Origin of the sequence: Chitinophaga sp. (assembly GCF_019236475.1) — a bacterium.
In the GTDB taxonomy this organism is placed as follows: Bacteria; Bacteroidota; Bacteroidia; order Chitinophagales; family Chitinophagaceae; genus Chitinophaga.
In genome coordinates this window covers 152,309-170,352 of record NZ_JAFAIX010000012.1, presented here as the reverse complement: position 1 = coordinate 170,352, position 18,044 = coordinate 152,309, and the positions used below count along the sequence as shown (strand labels likewise).

General features: G+C 44.2%; 15 protein-coding genes. 7 read left to right on the top strand and 8 right to left on the bottom strand.

The genetic code is table 11. The features are described from left to right. Positions 1–76: 76 nt before the first annotated feature. A complete protein-coding gene (locus tag JO154_RS16770; protein ID WP_291947589.1) occupies positions 77–1,171 on the top strand; it encodes an anhydro-N-acetylmuramic acid kinase in 1,095 nt (364 codons plus the stop codon). 289 nt (positions 1,172–1,460) lie between these two features. Here the strand turns inward: JO154_RS16770 and ade are convergent, their stop codons facing one another. After that, on the bottom strand, positions 1,461–3,089 hold the full coding sequence (gene ade / locus JO154_RS16765; protein ID WP_291947587.1) for an adenine deaminase: 1,629 nt from the start codon (positions 3,087–3,089) through the stop codon (positions 1,461–1,463). 100 nt (positions 3,090–3,189) lie between these two features. Here ade and JO154_RS16760 point away from each other — a divergent pair, with 100 nt between their 5' ends. After that, entirely contained in the window at positions 3,190–3,912 is a 723-nt protein-coding gene (locus JO154_RS16760) for a hypothetical protein (protein WP_291947585.1), read from the top strand. A 79-nt stretch (positions 3,913–3,991) separates the two neighbouring features. Here JO154_RS16760 and JO154_RS16755 read toward each other — a convergent pair whose 3' ends face one another. Further along, the gene (locus JO154_RS16755; protein WP_291947584.1) at positions 3,992–5,560 is read right to left on the bottom strand and encodes an RICIN domain-containing protein; all 1,569 of its coding nucleotides are present in this window, start codon (positions 5,558–5,560) and stop codon (positions 3,992–3,994) included. A gap of 155 nt (positions 5,561–5,715) precedes the next feature. Continuing rightward, positions 5,716–6,720: a WYL domain-containing protein gene (locus tag JO154_RS16750; RefSeq protein WP_291947582.1), complete on the bottom strand. Its 1,005-nt coding sequence runs from the start codon at positions 6,718–6,720 to the stop codon at positions 5,716–5,718. A gap of 100 nt (positions 6,721–6,820) precedes the next feature. On the opposite strand from JO154_RS16750, the gene JO154_RS16745 reads away from it, so the two are divergent. Continuing rightward, complete coding sequence (locus JO154_RS16745) at positions 6,821–7,174, top strand: hypothetical protein (RefSeq protein WP_291947580.1); 354 nt, start codon at positions 6,821–6,823, stop codon at positions 7,172–7,174. Positions 7,175–7,469: 295 nt separating this feature from the next. Continuing rightward, positions 7,470–8,105, top strand: a complete 636-nt coding sequence (locus tag JO154_RS16740; RefSeq protein ID WP_291947578.1) for a peroxiredoxin — start codon at positions 7,470–7,472, stop codon at positions 8,103–8,105. Positions 8,106–8,322: 217 nt separating this feature from the next. On the opposite strand, the gene JO154_RS16735 is transcribed toward JO154_RS16740, so the two are convergent. From JO154_RS16735 to rlmN, 3 genes are all read right to left on the bottom strand, one after another. Beyond that, positions 8,323–9,045, bottom strand: a complete 723-nt coding sequence (locus JO154_RS16735; RefSeq protein WP_291947576.1) for an RluA family pseudouridine synthase — start codon at positions 9,043–9,045, stop codon at positions 8,323–8,325. 18 nt (positions 9,046–9,063) lie between these two features. Beyond that, positions 9,064–10,569, bottom strand: coding sequence for a pseudouridine synthase (locus JO154_RS16730; protein WP_291947574.1), 1,506 nt, complete (start codon positions 10,567–10,569; stop codon positions 9,064–9,066). A 64-nt stretch (positions 10,570–10,633) separates the two neighbouring features. Continuing rightward, the gene (gene rlmN / locus JO154_RS16725; protein WP_291947572.1) at positions 10,634–11,677 is read right to left on the bottom strand and encodes a 23S rRNA (adenine(2503)-C(2))-methyltransferase RlmN; all 1,044 of its coding nucleotides are present in this window, start codon (positions 11,675–11,677) and stop codon (positions 10,634–10,636) included. A gap of 282 nt (positions 11,678–11,959) precedes the next feature. Between rlmN and JO154_RS16720 the strand changes: the two genes are divergently transcribed. Next, positions 11,960–13,156: an acetyl-CoA C-acyltransferase gene (locus tag JO154_RS16720; RefSeq protein ID WP_291947569.1), complete on the top strand. Its 1,197-nt coding sequence runs from the start codon at positions 11,960–11,962 to the stop codon at positions 13,154–13,156. Between the two features lie 63 nt (positions 13,157–13,219). Here JO154_RS16720 and JO154_RS16715 read toward each other — a convergent pair whose 3' ends face one another. Beyond that, complete coding sequence (locus JO154_RS16715; protein WP_111591548.1) at positions 13,220–13,792, bottom strand: sigma-70 family RNA polymerase sigma factor; 573 nt, start codon at positions 13,790–13,792, stop codon at positions 13,220–13,222. Between the two features lie 340 nt (positions 13,793–14,132). Between JO154_RS16715 and uvrA the strand changes: the two genes are divergently transcribed. After that, positions 14,133–16,949, top strand: a complete 2,817-nt coding sequence (uvrA, locus tag JO154_RS16710; protein ID WP_291947567.1) for an excinuclease ABC subunit UvrA — start codon at positions 14,133–14,135, stop codon at positions 16,947–16,949. 123 nt (positions 16,950–17,072) lie between these two features. After that, positions 17,073–17,426 carry a DUF6717 family protein gene (locus tag JO154_RS16705; RefSeq protein ID WP_291947565.1) on the top strand — a complete coding sequence of 118 codons (354 nt, stop codon included), beginning with the start codon at positions 17,073–17,075 and terminating at the stop codon, positions 17,424–17,426. A gap of 86 nt (positions 17,427–17,512) precedes the next feature. On the opposite strand, the gene JO154_RS16700 is transcribed toward JO154_RS16705, so the two are convergent. After that, on the bottom strand, positions 17,513–17,956 hold the full coding sequence (locus JO154_RS16700) for a DUF4293 domain-containing protein (protein WP_291947563.1): 444 nt from the start codon (positions 17,954–17,956) through the stop codon (positions 17,513–17,515). Positions 17,957–18,044: the final 88 nt, after the last annotated feature.

Below are 18,044 nucleotides of genomic sequence, written 5' to 3'. Positions count from 1 at the left end.
AATATCTCTGATTCCATAAACAGGCCAAAAAAAAACTTTCCACAGAAGCAATTACCTTTGCTGAAATTTTTTTCAGATGGTATATAATGTAATCGGCACTATGTCAGGCAGTTCCCTGGATGGGCTGGATATTGTGTTTGCGGAACTGACAGAGGTACGTGGACAATGGACATACGCGATCAAGGCTTCTGAAAGTCTTCCCTACGAGCCGGAATGGGTGGAAAAACTGGCCAATGCTATTCATCTGCCAGCCCGTGAATATTTACTGTTGCATAGCGAATACGGTCATTACAATGGCCATCGTATCAAACAATTTATTGAAAATAATAACCTGGATCATAAAGTTCATTTCATCGCTTCTCATGGTCATACAACTTTTCATATACCAGGAGGGAAGATGACTGCCCAACTGGGCGATGGGGCTGCTATTGCTGCCGTAACGGGATTACCTGTTATCAGTGATTTACGCGCAATGGATATTGCCCTCGGCGGACAGGGAGCGCCTATCGTTCCTATAGGTGAGAAATTCCTCCTGCCAGGATACCAATATTGGCTGAACATTGGCGGTATTGCCAATATCTCTGCTAACCTGCCGGATGGATATGTTGCCTTTGATATTTGTCCTGCTAATCGTGTCTTGAACGGATTGGCAGCAGCATTGAACCGTCCGTATGATGAAGGCGGACAACTGGCTGCTGGCGGCGTTATGGATGAGACCCTGCTGGCTACCCTCAATGCCCTACCTTATTACGCGGAATCATGGCCTAAATCGTTGGCTAATGACTTCGGAACAGATACCATTCTGCCAATGATCGAATCATTGCGCATTTCTGTGCAAGGAAAACTAGCTACTTATGTGGCGCATATCGCAGACCAGATAGCGAAATCTGCTGCTGCCCTGAAAGCAAAAATGGCAGATCCAGCAGCCCCTGCTAAAATGTTGATTACAGGTGGTGGCGCGTTCAATACTTTCTTAGTAAATTCTATCCGCGAACAGTTGGAACCGCTCAATATTGAAGTGGAAATTCCAGATGAATTAACTATCAGCTTCAAAGAAGCATTGGTAATGGCACTGATTGGCGCTTTACGCTGGAGACAAGAGGAAAATGTGCTGTCTTCTGTTACAGGCGCAAGCCGCGATAGCATTGGTGGCGCACTGTGGATTAACTAATCAGATAAAGGATATCAAAAATCTGATTTTCATCAATATTGCCCATAGGAAATGAAGGCAAAATACTGCTATCTGTCGTCCCTGCCCATCGGGCAGGGGAACGAAAAATATGCAAAAGGGGGTGACGTCCCAGACTTCACCATTGGGCAGATATTCATCAATATTGCCCAAAGGAAATAAAGCCATAACACTACTGCCTGTCGTCCCTGCCCATCAGGCAGGGACGATGAAAAAATAAAAAGTGGGATTGTCGTCGCAGACGACAATCCCACTTTTTTATACAGCTTTTTTATATAGCGGTAAATGAAAACGTATCACCATCAAATAACCCTAGATCACTGAGTTTAAGATGTGGAATCACCAACAAAGCCATAAAGGAAAGCGTCATGAAAGGAGAGGCCAGCGTAGAACCGGCGGCTTTCGCTGCTTTATCTAGGGCACTGTATTTGGAAGCAATCGTATAGCCGTCTAGGTTAGACATCAAACCTGCCACAGGTAAAGGCAGAATATCTGTAACACCATTGCTGACAATGCTCACGCCCCCTTGGGCTGCTATAACAGCATTCACGGCAGCGCAGATACTTTCATCGTCAGTTCCCACCGCAATGATATTGTGACTGTCGTGGGCCACAGAAGAGGCTATCGCGCCAGCTTTCAGACCAAATCCCTTAATAAATGCAAGGGCAGGAGCCGACTCTCTGTAACGATTTACTACAGTGAGTTTCAGCACATCCTGGGAGGTGTCGCTAACGAGATTGTTGTTGATTGGATGAAGGATAGATTGTAATTTATTGGTTATCAGTTCTCCTTCTATGGCGCCTATCACCTGCACCGTCTTTTCTTTTTCTACACATTCAATCCGGAAATCCGCTACCGACTTAGGATTGCAAGAAAAATTATTCACTGTTTCCGCTGGAATGGATGGAATTAAGGTTTTACCGTTCTCTGCTACTTTGGTACCATTGATCCAGGTACCGAGGATGTTGAAATCCTGGAGATTGTCTACCATTATGAAATCTGCCGCATCTCCTTCGCGCAGCAAGCCATTATCCAATTTATAGTGAAGTACTGGATTCACACAGGCAGCTCTCAATACTTTGAACAGGTCTATACCATGTGCCAGTGCACGTTTTACGAGTTGATTGATATGTCCTTCCTCCAGGTTATCCGGATGTTTATCATCGCTACAGAACATCATTTTTTCATAATGTTCCGACATCAATGGAATGAGCGCTTCAAAGTTTTTTGCTGCGCTGCCCTCGCGAATGAGGATATGCATGCCATAGGAAAGCTTTTCTGCGGCTTCTTCCAGAGTAAAACACTCATGGTCTGTGCTGATACCTGCATGGATGTATTTTCGGGCATCTTCGCCTCTCAGTCCGGGTGCATGGCCGTCTACAGGCTTATTAAGGGCTTTGGCAGCCGCTATTTTGGCCATTACTTCTGGATCGTTATGTAGTACCCCTGGGAAATTCATCATTTCCGTCAGGTATTTGATATCGTCCCTTTCCAGTAGTTGGGCCACATCGGAAGCGCTTACGATAGCCCCCGCCGTTTCAAAGGTAGTAGCAGGTACACAGGAAGGAGCGCCAAAATTGAATTTAAAGGGGACCTGTTTCCCATTTTCCAGCATATATTCCACACCTGGCACACCCATCACGTTAGCAATTTCATGCGGGTCACTGATGGTGGCTACTGTACCATGAACCACTGCTAGTCGCGCAAACTCAGACGGGATCAGCATGGAGCTTTCCACATGTACGTGAGCATCAGTAAATCCGGGCATCAGGAAGGTATCGCATGACTTTTCCAGCCGGGTTATTTTATGGATGCGACCGTCCTGCACTTCCAGTTGTGCTGGGTATATTTCCCCCTGGAGTATATCCACGAGGTTAGCGGTGATTTCAAAGCTATTCATGGTGTAAATCTAAGGATTAGCACGGAGTTTGACAGAAAGCATCAGAGAGGAAAGTGATGGATATGATTTTATATTATCTTTAGTTGATTAAATTTCTTTTATGCAAGCATTCAAATACTTCAGTGTAATGGTCGTGATGCTGTTCGCATCAGCCACTGCATCGTTTGGACAAACCCTAACCGATATTCTGAATAAGCATTACGCCGCAATGGGTGGGATTGCCAAAATATCTGGCATCAAATCTCAATATGTTGAAGGTGTAACAATGGCTCAGGGCCAGGAAATCCCCTTTAAAAGATGGGGTGTGAACAATAAATCCATGCGCCTAGAATTTGATGTAATGGGAACCAGCAATGTACAGGTAGTAAACCAGAAATCAGGTTGGATTTTCATGCCGATTATGGGACAAATGAGTCCAGAGGATATGGATTCTTCCACTTTCACCGCCATGAAAGGCTTATTAGATGTATCTGGCAGCGAATTGTATGATTACGCAGCCAAAGGCAAAACCTTAACTTATATGGGTAAAGATTCCGTAAACGGAAAACCGGCCTATAAACTGAAAGTGACCACCAAAGAGGGGAATGTAGGTTATGTATACCTGGATGCAGGAACTTACTACATTGTACGGGCTAAAAACAGCCTGAATATTGGTGGTAAGGAACAGGAATTAGTATCTGATTTCTCTGAATATCAAAAGAATCCGGAAGGGTACATATATCCGGCTAAGAGCTCTCAGGGTGGTATGATGACAATGGTAATAAACAAGATGGAGGTAAATCAGCCTATGGCAGACAGCCTCTTCATCAAGCCAGTCAAGTAACTCGCAGCAAAAAATTATGTCTGAAAAGGGCTGACCAAATATTGATGGTCAGCCCTTTTTTATAATGATCCTGTGTACTTTAAAGCCCAGGCACTTCTATAAGATACCACTTCTGACTCGTAGTTGTATTCGGATTCGCTTGTGTAGTAACTGCATTATCAGTGGATGATGGCCCTGCATCCATGACTAATTTACTTTTCTTATTTACTACTTTATACAACTTGTTGGCACCGTTATTAAGATATTCCAGGAAAACTATTTCCCATAATTGAGAATCGTTGTTGTTAAATTGATTTTGAACGATGGGGGCTCCCGCAGCAGTAGATTTATTGTAAACATCCAATGCTCGCTGACTCTTCTGATTTTTAATGGTATAGTAGAATTTGCCCTGAGAGGCTTCAATATTGGTGATTACCCACTTTTTACTAGCATCATTGGTGGACGTGATTTGTACGATAGTATCGCCATCCGCAACGCCTCCATTCTTGGGATAAATAACCTTTAAACTGCTATAGGGCTGTATATTGTAAGTACCCGGAGGAGCATTATTGAAGTCTGGAAACACATTGCTTAAGGCTAAGAGTGCCCTGTTTATATCGGTCTGGGCTGAAACAAATTGTAAAGTGTCAGATAATTTCTTCAAGGAATTGCAAAACCTTTTCAGTGCTACAGTATCCATCTTACTCAAAACATTCGGATCAGCAGCGGTAAAAAAAGGTACGTTCAAACGGGCATTTCTTACATTGGAGCAGTCGTTATTGAATACATTCTTTCGCAGGCTATCCACCATAACTATTAGTTGTTGTAATCGGTAGGTATTGGGGGCTGGTGGCCAGGTGAGCCAGTTATAAGCAGCTATCAAGTAAGAAATAGATGGCGGAATATTATCTGGATTAATATCGTAATTAGCGTATTTATTCCAATACTTCAGCATTTTGCAATCACTGAACACTTTTCGGCCTTGTATAGTATCTGACAGAAATTTCTGATTAAAATTTCTGGGGAAACTAGGTGATGTTGTTTCCTGCCATGATGACGTATTAATACCCCAGGCTAATTCGGAGCATAACTGGGCAGGGAGACATAGGCTGTCTTTAGGATCTTTCAATTGATTGAAAGATCCTATCTCAATCTGATATTTTAAGTTGGTATTATCAGGGAAGGTGGTATCCGCTTCTACTGCTACCACAGGATCTTTAATGAAAATTTTGTAGCGGTTGGTATCGGGGTAAATATCTCTTAACCATAACGCGACTTGTTGCTTAAACACAACAGCGGAAATATCAGCTTTTTTACCGTCGTCGATTTTAAAAAGCATATCGAGATCCAGATCAGATGACTGGGACCCTATAACGCTACTTCTGACTGGCGTATTGGTGCCATAGCCACCTACAATTAAGAAACTGAAGGTTGAAAATGTTTTGGGGGAGAACTTGGCGCCAAGCCTGAGTTTTAGGTTGTTAGTGTCGCTGACAATTCTCCCTTTTTGGTACATTAAAACAATACTATCTCTAGCGTTGCTGGTAACAAATTTTGTATAGGAATCAAAATAGGGCTCCAATCTAGCGGCCATTTGCGCTGAAACGGAACCCACAGGGAGAATAAATCCAATAAGGAATAGGGCTACATTAAGGATTAACTTTTTCATGTATTTTTTTTGAGGGTTATGTATAGCTATCAGGATAGCATTTGATTAGCAATATCGTTGGATATACTGCGCTCTGATTGTAGTTGAAAGGGGAGCATATAAAAAGGGGCATACCACATTTTTTATGGTATGCCCCTTTCTTAAATATAGTGATATTACTGGTACGATTTCATCATCTGCTGGGTTTCTTCTTTCATGCGTTTCACAAGGGACGCAGGCTGTAATACTTTCACATTGGCGCCATAGCTGAGCAGCGTCATAATCAGTTCTGGATTGATCACTACATGCAGCGAAATATGACAGGCCGTTTCCGTGTCTTTGATGATTTTCTGGGATGCGTGAATCGGCTGTGTTTTAAGGTATTTTCCTTGTCTTGGTGTAAAGGAAAGCAGCACTTCTTCTGGTTCTCCATCATGCACGGTAATGCCAATAGCATGTTGGAAATAGCTCGCATCATCGAAATTCTTTTGATCAAAGAACTTCATGGTAGGCCACAATTTCACGATACGATCCAGGGCGAAGGTGAGTACAGCGCCGCCGCGGGTTTGCTGGCTTTTACCGATGAGATAAAAGCGGTGTTGGTATTCCCGCAGGTGATAAGGTTCCACCCAGTGTTCTTTGGGCTCATCTCTATCAAAGCTTTGGTAGGCAATGCGAATTACTTCCAGGTTTTTGATAGCATCCACTATTTCCCGAATATGTTCGGCCCCTTTATACTGGGACGTTCTGGTAAAGCGGATAAGGCCCTGGTGCTGAAGTTCATCCCGGTTCATTTTCAAGCTGGCGGCAATCTTCAGGATGGAATCCTCAAACTGCTGAATGACCGGCAAACTGCGAAACTGTTCTAATATACCGATAGCTATTTCCAGGCCTTGTAGGTCGGCTTCTTCAATAGGCATCTGCCCGATGGAATAATTCTCATCAGTATACCGATAGGTTCTGCTACTACGGTCATATACGATAGGCGCCATATAATTCAGCTCCGGGTCCTGTCGCATGTCCTGTATGTCTTTCTGGATGGTACGGGTGGAAATAACGGCATCCATTTTTTCAGAAACGTACTCTATCAGGCTTTCCAGGGTAGGCTCAGGCAATCGTTTATTCCGTAATCGTTCATCTATCCAGCGATATCGCGATACGGCGTCTTTATTTTTTGGCACAAACAAAAAATTTGGTTTAAAAATACAGAAAACTTTTTCACTACGCATATCCCTTGCGTAACGGGCGAGTAGATTTGTATTGTAATTAAATCTGAAGGCAATGACCACAGCACGAACTACTACCAGCACTCGGCAGCCTCTTCATATCGGCGCCATTCTGCAGCAGGTAACCTGGCTGGAGAAAGAAGAGATTGCAGAAGAGAAAGGAAAAATTATCGCAATGCCGGTATCGCCGGCGGGGCCCGAGCAACCTGGGCTTCCTCCCGCAGCCAGAAAAGCGATCAACAAGAAGATCAGGCAGTGTGTCAAAAACCTGGAAGGAAATTACGACCTATACCTTGGATACCTAGAGCTCGAGCTGGATGATGCTGCTGCCCGACAAGAAGCAGATCTGGCGGATGATATGAAATTCAGCCTGGCCTATTATGCCTGGCAGTTGCATCACTCGGCTTAAATTGTATTAAAAAATTATTAAAAGCCCGGCCTGTTATATGAAGGGCCAGCCGCAAGCTAAACTGCTGGTTTGTAGGCGCCCCGGAAGTTTGTTGACCCAGTAACGGCCTGGCTCTCATTAGTTTTATCCAGATGAATTAACCCTTATTTGTCCTTGTTTGTACCCTTTTGTTTGTTAACCCCAAAACTTCCGTTCATCACAATTCGTTTGAAAAAAAATAAAAAGTTCCTTTAAAGTCTATAACATTTGTAGGAAAGTCCTATTTTTGAATGCGTAATTCGTAAATTATATAACTATGAGTTTAAGACTTGGAGATACCGCTCCCAATTTTACCGCTAAAACGACATTAGGAGAAATAAATTTTTACGATTACCTTGGGGATAGCTGGGGAGTATTATTTTCGCACCCTGCGGATTTTACACCAGTTTGTACTACCGAGTTAGGTAAAACAGCACTCTTAAACGGTGAGTTCGCAAAACGCAACGTGAAAGTGCTCGCCCTCAGCGTGGATCCACTGGATAAACACAATAGCTGGATAGGTGATATCAACGAAACACAAAATTGTGACGTGAATTTCCCTATCATCGCTGACGAAGACAAAACAGTGGCCAACCTGTATGGCATGATTCATCCTAATGCGTCCGAAACTTTTACTGTCAGATCCCTGTTTATCATAGGACCAGACAAAAAAGTGAAACTGACAATCACTTACCCTGCTTCTACCGGAAGAAACTTCCACGAAGTACTTAGAGTAATTGATTCCCTCCAGCTCACAGCTCAGTATAGCGTTGCTACACCTGCTGACTGGAAAGATGGTGAAGATGTTATCGTTACGGCAGCAGTGCCTACCGCAGACATCCCAGAACGTTTTCCGAAAGGCCACAAAATCATTAAGCCTTATCTGAGAACAACACCACAACCTAACAAATAATTATACCGGAGCCTCACTCCACCACCAGGTGTAGGTTTTGTCCGATAAAGATTTTTTAATGGTTGGTTTTTGATTTTTACGAAACGGGGATTTTTCCCCGTTTTTTTTATGCCTGGAAGGAAGGCTTTTATGTCATGTGGCGCCTTCGGCGCCACATGACATAAAAGGGCCCGTGGTCGCAGACAACGGGCCCTTTTAATAAAAAAATAATGCTATACTATCGCTTATGCTTACGCAGTTGATTCAATACCGCAGCCATATCCTTCGGTAATGGGGCTTCCACGGAAACCACCTGACCAGACTGATCTTTAAACTCCAGCATCGCTGCATGTAAGGCCAATCGGCTCAGTAAGGGCCTTTCTTCCTCTACATACTTACCCAGCTTGAATTTCTTCTTAATGGTGGATAATTTCACCGGCTCCCCGTTACCATAGAATTCATCTACCGCAATCGGATGACCCAAATGCTTCATGTGAACCCTGATCTGGTGCGTACGACCAGTATGAATCTGCATTCTCACGAGGCTAAACAGCCCGAAATCCTCCAGCACTTCATAATCCGTGAGAGAAGGTTTCCCTTTCCGGTTCGTTACCATTTTCCCTTTCTGCACAGGATGCTCCATAATCGGCTCATCCACACTGCCTTTACTAGGAATCAGTTGCCCATTAACAATACCCAGGTAGAATTTCTTCACATCCCTGCTTTCAAAGAGCTGCGAATAATATTTATGGGCAGTTTCATTGCGGGCAAACAGGATAATACCACTAGTATCACGATCCAGTCTGTGCACGGTATATATCTCACCAAATGCCTTCTTCATCATGGAAATGAGTGAAGTCAGTTCATTATCATGACGGTCAGGTAATGTTAGTACTCCCGACGGTTTGTTCACGATAATATAATCCGGTGTTTCTACTATTATATGCTCTTCTATGCGCATCAAATACCGTTCTGTTGGTTATTTTTTGAAATGTTTCAGCAGGATAACTTCTTTCTCTGAAAGAAAACGCCATTGACCGCGGTTCAGGGTCTTTTTAGTCAGACCAGCATACATCACGCGATCCAGCTTCTCCACATTGTATTCCAAGTGTTCGAAAATACGACGCACGATACGGTTCTTACCACTGTGGATTTCAATACCTACTTGCTTTTTATCTTTTGGATCTACATATCCCAATGCATCTACCAGGGCTACGCCATCTTCGAGGGTAACACCTGCTATGATTTTCTCAAAATCTGCTTTGGTGAGCGGCTTGTCCAGCTCTACTTGATAGATCTTTTTGATATTATGTTTCGGATGCGCCAGTGTCTGCGCCAGTTCACCGTCGTTGGTGAGGAGCAGCAGACCGGAAGTATTGCGGTCCAGGCGACCTACTGGATATACACGTTCATCTTCCACCGCATCTTCGATGAGCTCCATTACGGTTTTACGACCTTCTGGATCATCAGTAGTGGTGATATAACCTTTCGGTTTATTGAGGAGGATATATACCAGGTTTTTTTGCAGGGTGATTTTCTTCTCCAACAATGCGATGTTATCTTTCGCTGTTACTTTGGTAGCTGGTTCTTTCACCACCATACCATTTACGGTAACCTTTCCTTCACGGATATAATCAACTGCTTTTCTGCGAGAGCAAAGACCACAGTGCGCAATAAATTTATTCAGCGGCATTTCGCCTGGGCCGAAAGTGCTTGCCTTACCTTCTTTCGCAGTTTTGCTTTCTTTTTTGAAAGCAGGTGCTTCAGAAGAACCTTTTGATTTGATAGGGGTGCGACGTCTTTCGTGTTTGTCAGCAAAACGATCATTTACGCGATCAAAGAATTTCTTGCGGTTGAAGCCACTAGGTGTTTCTTTTGCGTTTTTACTGGTTTTGTCATTACGATCGCCATGGAAGGAGCTCTCATTTTCAGATGAATAGTTATCCTTCTTACGGTGAGTCGGTTTATCAGTATCGAAAGAACGTTTGCGGAATGCAGGTTTTTCGTCAGATTTATCGCTGTCGAAAGAACGTTTGCGGAATGCAGGTTTTTCGTCAGATTTATCCTTGTCGAAAGAACGTTTGCGGAACGCAGGTTTTTCGTCAGATTTATCGCTGCCAAAAGAACGTTTGCGGAATGCAGGTTTTTCGTCAGATTTATCACCGCCGAAAGTACGTTTACGAAATGCTGGTTTTTCGTCAGCTTTGTCGTTATCGTCGGAGCGTTTGCGGAAAGTTGGTTTATCACCAGGCTTATCGCTACCAAAAGTGCGTTTGCGAGGAGCTTTGCCTTCTTCGGAAGAACCGAAGCTGCGTTTGCGTGGCGACCTGTCGTCGCGATTGTCATCTTTTGCAGATGCTCTTCCGGGCCTTTCGCCATCGAAGGAAGGGCGGTTGCGGTTGCCTGCTGCCGGCTTTTCTTGTTTGCCGGATTTATTTTCTTTAAAAGGAGAAAAACCTTTACTAGCAGGTAATTTTTTCTTCATAAATTATTATTGATTGAAGGCCATGGGTACATGGCCGGCGTAATTTTAGTTTTATTCTCTTGACTTAACCTTTATTGGCCAGTTGACCGCAGGCGGCATCGATATCTTTTCCGCGGCTACGACGTAATCTAGCATTCACACGGTTTTTCGCGAGGTATTCCATGAACTGTTCTGCTTTAAGGGCATCTGGTTTACGGAATTGTGCATTGTCGATCGGGTTATATTCGATAATATTTACCAGATCCGCAGGTACCTGACGATAAATTTTGATGAGTTCGTCAGCATCTTGTTTGCTATCGTTGAAGTTATCGAAGAGGATATATTCAAATGATATTTCGTTGCCGGTAGCTTTATAGAAGTAATTGAGTGCGTCTATCAATTCTTTTAAACTATTGGTATCATTGATAGGCATGATTTCGCTGCGTTTTTTATCATTGGCAGCGTGTAAGGACAAGGCCAGATTGAATCTTACCTTATCGTCTCCAAGTTGGCGAATCATTTTGGCTACACCAGCCGTAGAAACGGTAATGCGTTTAGGAGACATACCTAAACCATCGGGAGCAGTGATACGTTCGATCGCCTGGAGTACATTGCGATAGTTCAATAAAGGCTCGCCCATACCCATAAAAACGATATTGGTGAGCTTTTTACCATATGCATCCATAGCCTGTTTGTTGATCAGGGCCACTTCATCGTAAATTTCATCGAAGTCCAAGTTGCGTTTACGGGCCATATAGCCAGTAGCGCAGAATTTACAGCTAAGGCTGCAACCTACCTGGGAAGATACACAGGCCGTCTGACGAGTGTCTGTAGGAATTAACACACCTTCTACCAGGTGCGTGTCATGCAGTTTGAAACGACTTTTAATAGTGCCGTCGTTGCTGTGTTGGGTGGCATCCACCTGTACGGCTGGCAGCACGAAATGTTCTTCCAGTTTGTGACGTAAATCTTTAGACAGGTTGGTCATGTCATCGAAGGAGGTTGCATGACGCAGCCACAGCCATTCGTATACCTGCTTTGCACGAAAAGCTTTCTCCCCAATGGATCCGAAATATTCCTGTATTTGTGGCAAACTTAAATGCCGGATGTTCTTCTTGTCAGACTTCATTATTGACCTTTAAATAAGCAATTGGCTGCCCTTACGGCAGTCGAAAAGTAACGGCAAAGGTACTGAAAATCATCGACAGTTATCGTTAACCAACTGCAAATGGACCTAAAATGACAGAGAGATACGTGTCTCACTAACAATAATTTATAAATATTAATTTTTTATAGGGAGACAACATTTGCTCCAACTGACACCGTTTTTGAGGATTTTATTGGCGGTTTTAGATGAAATACTTTAATTGCATTTACCGTTTTACTCACCAAAACAAACTGTTTTATCAACATGCAATCTGCCTATATCGTTGATGCGGTCAGAACTCCCATAGGGCGTTATGGCGGCGCATTGGCCACTGTCCGTCCGGATGATATGTTCGCCCACCTGATTAAAGCATTGATGAAAAGAAATGCTTCCATTGATCCGTCCGTCATTGAAGATGTGATTTGCGGCGCTGCCAACCAGTCTGGCGAGGATAACCGTAACGTAGCCCGCATGTCGGCGCTCCTAGCCGGACTGCCTGTAACGGTAGCCGGAAATACGGTTAATCGGCTCTGTGCCAGCAGTTTACAAGCCATCATGGATGCTGCCAGGGGTATTATGTGCGGTGATGGAGATATTTACATCGCCGGCGGTGTGGAAAGCATGACCCGTGCGCCTTTCGTGATGCCTAAATCCGATAGCGCCTTTGGCCGGAAACCAGAAATTTATGATACTACACTAGGCTGGCGCTTTACCAACAAAGCACTGGCAGATATGTATTACCCTTTTTCGATGGGAGAGACGGCGGAAAATGTGGCCAAACAATGGAAAATCAGTCGAGAAGACCAGGATGTTTTTGCTTTAGGTAGTCAGCGCAGGTACAAAGCTGCACTGGAGGCAGGAAAATGGGAAAAGGAAATCATCCCGGTGGAAATACCAGGAAAAGGGGGCAGCACCTTGGTATCCAAGGATGAACATCCGCGGGATACCACACTGGAAAAGCTTTTCGCATTAAAACCCGCGTTCGCAAAAGACGGTACAGTAACAGCCGGTAACTCTTCCGGCATTAATGACGGAGCAGCAGCATTGTTGGTAGTATCAGAAAAAGCGGTGAAAGATTTTGGTCTGAAACCTATTGCCCGTGTGGCAGCTATGGGCGTAGCGGGCGTAGATCCTTCTATCATGGGCATCGGCCCTGTACCAGCTACCAAGAAAGCCTTACAACATGCAGGCCTCACCGTAGCCGATCTGGGCTTGGCAGAACTGAACGAGGCTTTCGCTTCGCAAACACTGGCTTGTATACACGATTTGGGCCTCAGTGATGAACTGGTAAATGTGAATGGTGGCGCGATTGCCATCGGGCATCCATTGGGAGGCAGTGGGGCTAGAATCAGTACTACTTTGTTGTATGAAATGCAGCGCAGATCTCAGGTGAAGTACGGACTGGCTACGATGTGTATCGGCGTAGGGCAGGGAGCAGCGATTATATTCGAACGACTGTAAATAAAAACGAGCGGTCGGACATTACGTCCGGCCGCCCGCTGATGGCAAGCAAAAAAAGGGTCGTTACAGACAAATTTGTTTCTCCGTCATCATTTTGCGGAGATTGATAAGCCCATACCGCATACGACCTAATGCGGTATTGATACTGACCTGCGTGAGGTCTGCAATTTCTTTGAAGCTCAGTTCTGCGTAATGCCGCAGGATAATCACTTCCCTTTGTTCTTCAGGAAGCATGTCCAGCATGCGTCTAACGCGATCATGGCTCTGTCTTACGATGATCTTTTCTTCAGCGCAAGCGTCACTGAACCCTAGTACATCGAAAATGTCTTTGTCATCGCCCGTCTTAATCATCGGCGTTCGCTTAACTTTTCGGAAGTGGTCTACGCAGAGATTGTGTGCAATACGCATGGCCCAGGGAAGGAATTTTCCTTTCTCGGTATAGCGTTCGGCGCGGATAGTATCAATAATTTTGATAAAGGTGTCCTGGAAGATATCTTCAGCCAGGTAGGGATCTTTGACTAGCAACAGGATAGAAGTATATACTTTATCCTTATGACGAGAGACCAGTTCTTCCAATGCAGAAGAGTGACCTTTCTTAAAAAGGGTAATCAATTGCTCGTCGCACAACTTGTACATTATTTGCATAAACTTCTACAACTAGACGGGTTAGTAAAATGATTATACGGACTTTACAGCCTCTTGGTTGTTTAAAATGTTAAGTAGAGTTTATGCGATAGCGTGAAGTTTAGGTGAAAATTAGAATTTTGGTATCCAGATACTCAGAATATATCAAGTCCTATGCAAATATAATAGAATACTTCAATAAAACAAATAATAAAAAAAACCGCTCAATTCCAGTAAAATAGCAGCCTTCAGCCGTTTCTGTGCTAAAGAATCAGCCGTTGATTTTGCTAATAGGGGGTTAGTAAAATGCTAATTACTTTAGTAACATCTTTTACCTTAAATTTGTTCTGTAATGGGTACAAAAGTTAAAAAACAGGAAACAGTTGTTGTTCCTCAGGTAGTTGCCCCTCAGGACAGCATTTTCATAAAAGGCGCCAGGGTACACAATCTCAAGAATGTGAGTGTGTCAATTCCCCGCAGCAAACTGGTGGTAGTTACAGGGGTATCCGGTTCCGGGAAATCTTCCCTCACCATGGATACACTCTACGCGGAAGGGCAACGCCGCTACGCAGAAAGTTTAAGTGCCTATGCCAGGCAGTTTCTCATGCGTATGAACAAGCCGGATGTAGACTATATCAAAGGTATCTGCCCGGCCATCGCCATCGAACAAAAAGTAATCACCCGCACACCCCGCTCTACAGTGGGTTCCATGACGGAAATCTATGACTATTTACGCCTCCTCTTCGGAAGAGTTGGGAAAACGTATTCCCCCATCTCCGGACAAGAAGTGAAAAAGAATGAAGTCAGTGATGTGGTGGACTATATCACAAAACTTAAAGCAGGTACGAAAGTCTTGCTACTAGTGCCTTTCCGGCGCCATGCAAAACGAGATGCCGCGGAAGAGCTGAATATACTCTTACAGAAAGGTTTCTCCCGACTTTACTCACCTGCAGCCGAAGGAAACGGATTGCTCCGTATCGAAGACTTGCTGGAAGCCAAAAAGCCAGCAGTGCCTAAAGATGCTTGGGTGCTAATAGATCGTTTGGTGGCTAAAGATTTTGATGAGGACGACAAACATCGTATAGCCGATAGCGTTCAAACCGCTTTCTATGAAAGTGAAGGCGATTGTTACCTGGAAATAGATGGTAAGGAGATGAAACATTTCTCCAACCGCTTTGAACTGGATGGAATGCAGTTTGAAGAACCAGTTCCTAACTTGTTTTCTTTCAATAATCCATACGGCGCATGTCCTACCTGCGAAGGTTTCGGACAAGTGCTGGGTATCGATGCCGACCTGGTCATCCCAGACAAACGGTTAAGCGTATACGAAGGTGCAGTAGCACCATGGAGAGGAGAGAAAATGGGCGAGTATAAAGAAGCCCTAATAAAGGCTTCCCGTAAATCAGGCTTCCCTGTTCATAAACCAATTGCAGATCTCTCTGATGAACAATACCAGTTATTGTGGACCGGGAATGAACATTTCTACGGTATCAATGAGTTCTTCAAAATGGTGGAACAAAACCTGTACAAGGTGCAATACCGGGTATTACAGGCCCGTTACCGCGGACGTACTACCTGTCCTGATTGCGGCGGTGGCAGATTGCGCAAAGAAGCCCTCTACATTAAAGTAGGCGGTAAAAATATTGCTCAACTGGTAGACATGCCAGTAGGTGATCTCGCTGTATGGTTTGATCAACTAGATCTCAGTGAGTTTGATCAGCAAGTAGGGAAGCGTATCCTCGTTGAAATACATCATAGGCTAAAAACTTTACTGGACGTTGGCTTGGGATATCTTACCCTCAACCGTGTAGCCAATACCCTCTCTGGTGGGGAAAGTCAGCGTATACAACTGACCCGCTCTCTGGGCAGTAATCTCACCAACTCTATGTATATCCTGGATGAACCGAGTATTGGTCTACATGCTAGGGATACACACAGATTGATTCAAGTACTGAAAGAATTACGTGACTTAGGTAATACCGTTATCGTGGTAGAACACGATGAACTGATGATGGAAGAAGCCGACTATATCATCGATATGGGGCCGCTGGCAAGCCATCTGGGAGGAGAAGTGATTTTTGCGGGTACCTATCCGGAGATTCTACAGGATCCTAAAAGCTTGACAGGCCGTTATCTCAACGGAACTTTAAGTATAGACCCTCCTGCGAAAGTCCGGAAGTGGAAAAAGGCGATTACCGTTGAAGGCGCTCGTCAACACAACTTAAAGAATATCACTGTAGATTTTCCACTGAATATCCTTACGGTGGTGAGTGGCGTGAGCGGTTCCGGTAAAACCACGCTGGTGAAGCAAATTCTATATCCTGCGTTGATGAAATTAAAGGGAGAATTTGCGGAAAGAGTAGGGAATTTCCGCGGCCTGAAAGGCGCCATGGATGATGTTACCCAGATTGAAATGGTGGACCAAAACCCAATTGGTAAATCTTCCCGTTCCAATCCTGTTACTTACATCAAAGCATACGATGAAATCCGTGATCTGTATTCAAAACAACCATTGAGTAAGATGAGAGGATTTCAACCTAAACATTTCTCTTTCAACGTAGATGGCGGTCGTTGTGATGCTTGTAAAGGAGAGGGAGAAGTGGTGGTGGAGATGCAGTTCCTCGCAGACGTGCATCTGACTTGCGAAAGCTGTAATGGCAAACGCTTTAAAGATGAAGTACTAGAAGTAACTTATAAGGGCAAGAATATCTATGATGTCCTGGAAATGGGTGTGGACGAGGCGTTGGAGTTCTTTAAGGATGAAAAGGATGTATGTAATAAAATCCGTCCGCTGAGTGATGTAGGTTTAGGTTATGTGAAGCTGGGCCAGAGTAGCGATACTTTGTCCGGTGGAGAGGCACAACGTGTGAAACTGGCGTCTTTTCTGGGTAAGGGCAAGGCACAAGGGCATATCCTCTTTATCTTCGACGAACCTACTACCGGTTTGCACTTCCATGATATCCAGAAGTTGTTGAATTCCTTTAACGCCCTGATAGACCAAGGACATAGCGTGCTGGTAATTGAGCATAACATGGATGTGATCAAGAGTGCCGATTGGGTAATAGACCTGGGACCTGAAGGAGGTGCTGGTGGCGGAAATCTGCTGTACGCCGGAGTACCAGAAGGCTTGAAGAAAGTAAAAGAAAGCTACACAGGACAATTCCTATAAAAGATCTCTCTAAAAATAAATGATAAAGGCTGATCCTCACAGGATTAGCCTTTATTATGACACATAAGTAAATGTCAGCAAACGATGGCATTTATATCTCCCTAACCCCCAAACAACCTATATATGACAGGCAAATACCGTTTTTACAAAACCCCCGAGCATAAATGGTTTATTGATATCCCCGAATGGACCAAGGATATTGCAGAGCTGCAAATGGTGCTAGGAGCAGACACCATGCTGGATGTGGCCAGCGGCAATACCAATGAATGTTTTCTAAAATTGAGTGATGTCCCTTTTGAAGGCGCAGATGAAGCCAGGTTAATTGAAAACTTACAAGATTCTATTGGAGGAGGTAACTACCTGATGGAAACCTTCAGGGGCGAATTGGTGAATCAGGAAATGTGGCTTTGCGAAGTGACGGAATATGTTTTTGGTTACTTGCCGGCAAGTATTTATGTGGAATTAACAGCAGCCTGATCCTCCATTATAACTTTCAAACACGCTTATAAGCAAAAGGCCGACTCAATATGATGAGTCGGCCTTTTGCTTATAATAAAGTACGGTTATCTCAGACGATCCAGGGATTTGATGAGTTTTTCATCCTTGCGGATTCCTTTTGCTGCTAGGAAAAGCAGTACCACCATTACAATGGGGAGGAAGGATGCCGGGAGATACGAAGCGCTCTGAATTGTTTTGCCACTGGAAACCAATGCATTAGCTTCTTTTGACACCAGGTAATACTGGTAGGCAATAGCGCCCAGGGTCAGCAGAATATCGATCACTGTCAGTCTGAACTGCAATTGGCGCTTCTTAAACAGGAAGATAGACGCGAAAGCGACCAGAATGATGATGATATAAAGCACATACATCAGATAGTTGTTGGTAGCACTGACGAAAATAGGTTGCTGGGCCGCGGTCAATGTGGCTTTCCACAGGTTGCTGCATAGTACCCCTACGCCTGCTCCGGCAGCTAACAGCAGGTAAAGACTCTGGATGCGTTGTATCATGATATTTGCGAATGTTTAACGCCGTAAAAGTAAGGAAATTTAACTGTTATTTATGAGTTGAGGGGGAAGGGATGGGAGTATTTACGGC